Below are 2,593 nucleotides of genomic sequence, written 5' to 3' on the forward strand. Positions count from 1 at the left end.
CCCTTCGGGCGACCGGTCGAACCGGACGTGAAGATGATGTACGCCGTATTGGCGGCCGTCAGCTCCCGGACCCGCTCCGCGGCGGTGATCGGCTTGTCGGAATGGCCCGACAGATCAAGCTCGTCGATCCGAAGCACCGGAATGTCGCTGCCGTGGATCCCAGCCAGAAGCGCGCCGGGAAGACGGGAGGCGGTCCCGTCGCCGCCGGTCGTGGCGAGTTCGACGCCGTCGCGGGAAGTGGTGAGCACGCAGACCGGGGCGGCCGATTCCAGCACGTAGGCCGTACGGTCGGCGGGCTGATCCGGATCCACCGGGACATACGCGGCACCGGCAACCGACACCGCGTACATGGCGACAACCAGATCGATCGAACGGCGCAGGGCCAGCGCGACCCGGTCCTCCGGACCGACGCCCTGCGAGATCAGGTGCCGCGCCAGGCGATTCACCCGCGCTCCGAGTTCGGTGTAGTCGAGCGCCGTGCCGTCCGGGCCGATAAGGGCGACCGCGCCGGCCCGGGCGGAGACGGTGGCATCGAGCAGGGCGGCCAGCGTCGCCGTGGTATCCACGGTGTGCGCGGTCGTATTCCACTCGGTCAAGATCCGATGCTGTTCGGTCCCGTCCAGCAGATCGATATCGCCGACCGGGGTACCGGCATCGACCGCGACGGCGGCGAGCAGGCGGAGGAACCGGTCGGCGAACCCCTGCACGGTGGCCGCGTCGAACAGATCGGCGCCATAGGTGATCACACCGCTGATACCGGCCGGAGTGCCGTCGGCGAGGTAATCGTCACCGACGATCCAGTGCAGATCGAACTGCGAGACCTGGGTATCGAAGTCGATGCCGGTCACCGACAGACCCGGCAGTTCCAAGCTGGACTGCGCCAGGTTCTGGAACGACAGGCCCACCTGGAACAGCGGATGCCGCGCCGTGGAACGCACCGGATTGAGCACCTCCACCAGGCGCTCGAACGGCACATCCGCATTGGCGAACACCTGCAGATCCGTCTCACGCTGACGGGCCAGCAGGTCGGTGAACGACTCACCACCGTCCACCCGGCTACGGAATACCAGCGTATTGACGAACATGCCGATCAGGTCGTCCAGCGCCGCTTCGCCACGACCGGCCATGGGGGTACCGATGGCAATGTCCTCGGTTCCCGAGAGCCGCGCCAGCAGCACCGCGAGGGCCGTGTGCACAACCATGAACAGGGTCGCGCCCTGGGCACGCGCGAGTTCGGCCAGAGCCCGGTGGGTTTCGGCGTCGATGGACACCTCGACCTTGCCACCTGCGAAGGACTGCACCGCCGGTCGCGGACGATCGGACGGCAGCTCCAGCTGATCCGGGAGCTCCGCGAGGGCCTGCTTCCAGTACCCGACCTGCTTGGCGGACAGCGACTCCGCATCGTCCTCGACGCCCAGGAGTTCACGCTGCCAGATCGAGTAGTCCGCGTACTGCACCGCCAGCGGCGCCCAGGCCGGCGCCAGGCCGGCGGCCCGGGCCGCGTAGGCGGTCACCAGATCGCGGGTCAGCGGCGCCATGGAGGAACCGTCCGCGGAAATGTGGTGGATCACCAGTGCCAGTACGTAATCGGTGGCCAGGCCGCCGATATCGAACAGTGCGACCTTCAGCGGCACCTCGGCGGTGACGTCGAAACGCGCACCGACCAGTCCGGCTACCGCATCGACTATCCGGTCGGCGGTGATGGTGCCGACGACCAGCTCCGGCAGCACCTGCGCGGCCGGGAGCACAACCTGCACCGGACCGTCCTCGGTCTGCGGGTAGACGGTCCGCAGAATCTCGTGACGCGCGACGATATCGCCGATGGCCAGTCGCAGCGCGACCACATCCAGCTCACCGGTCAGGCGAATCGCGACCGGCACGTTGTAGGCGGTGGCGTCGGTATCGAACTGGTTGAGGAACCACATGCGCTGCTGCGCCGGTGAGAGCGGAATCGCTTCCGGCCGTGGGCGAGCCACGAGCGCCGGACGCGCCCCCGCGCCGGCCGTATCGGCCAGGCGGACGGCCAGCCCGGTCACGGTGGAATCCTCGAACAGCGCGCGGACCGGCACCTGGGTGTCGAGTGCCGCGCCGAGGCGTGCCGCCACCTGGGTGGCGAGTAGCGAATTGCCGCCGAGGGCGAAGAAATCGTCGTCCGCGCCGACTTGTTCGGCACCGAGCACCTCGGCGTAGACCTGGGCCACGGCCGTCTCGATGGCGCCTTCCGGAGCACGGAATTCACGAGCCACGAAGACCGGGTCCGGCAGCGCCTTGCGATCCAGCTTGCCATTCGCATTGAGCGGCAACGCATGCAGGACCACAAAGGCCGACGGCACCATGTACGACGGCAGGGTGGCCGAGAGCGCCGACTGCACCTGCGCTTGATCGAGTACCGGGCCCGAGGACACCAGGTAGGCCACCAGACGGTCCGCTCCGCCTCCCCGCGCTTCGGTGAGCTGATCGGACTTAGCGACAACCGCGACCTGAGCGATCTCCGGCATGGCCAGCAAAGCCGCTTCGATCTCACCGAGCTCGATACGGAAACCACGGATCTTCACCTGGAAGTCCGTACGACCCCGGTACTCCAGCTCACCAT

At 68.0% G+C, this 2,593-nt stretch carries 1 protein-coding gene; it reads right to left on the bottom strand.

Annotated elements, in window-relative coordinates; all coding sequences use genetic code 11:
- On the bottom strand, positions 1-2,593 hold a 2,593-nt coding region (locus JWN03_RS29490; protein WP_297621882.1), incomplete at both ends, for a condensation domain-containing protein.

This window comes from Nocardia sp., from assembly GCF_025465275.1.
Taxonomy (GTDB): domain Bacteria; phylum Actinomycetota; class Actinomycetes; order Mycobacteriales; family Mycobacteriaceae; genus Nocardia.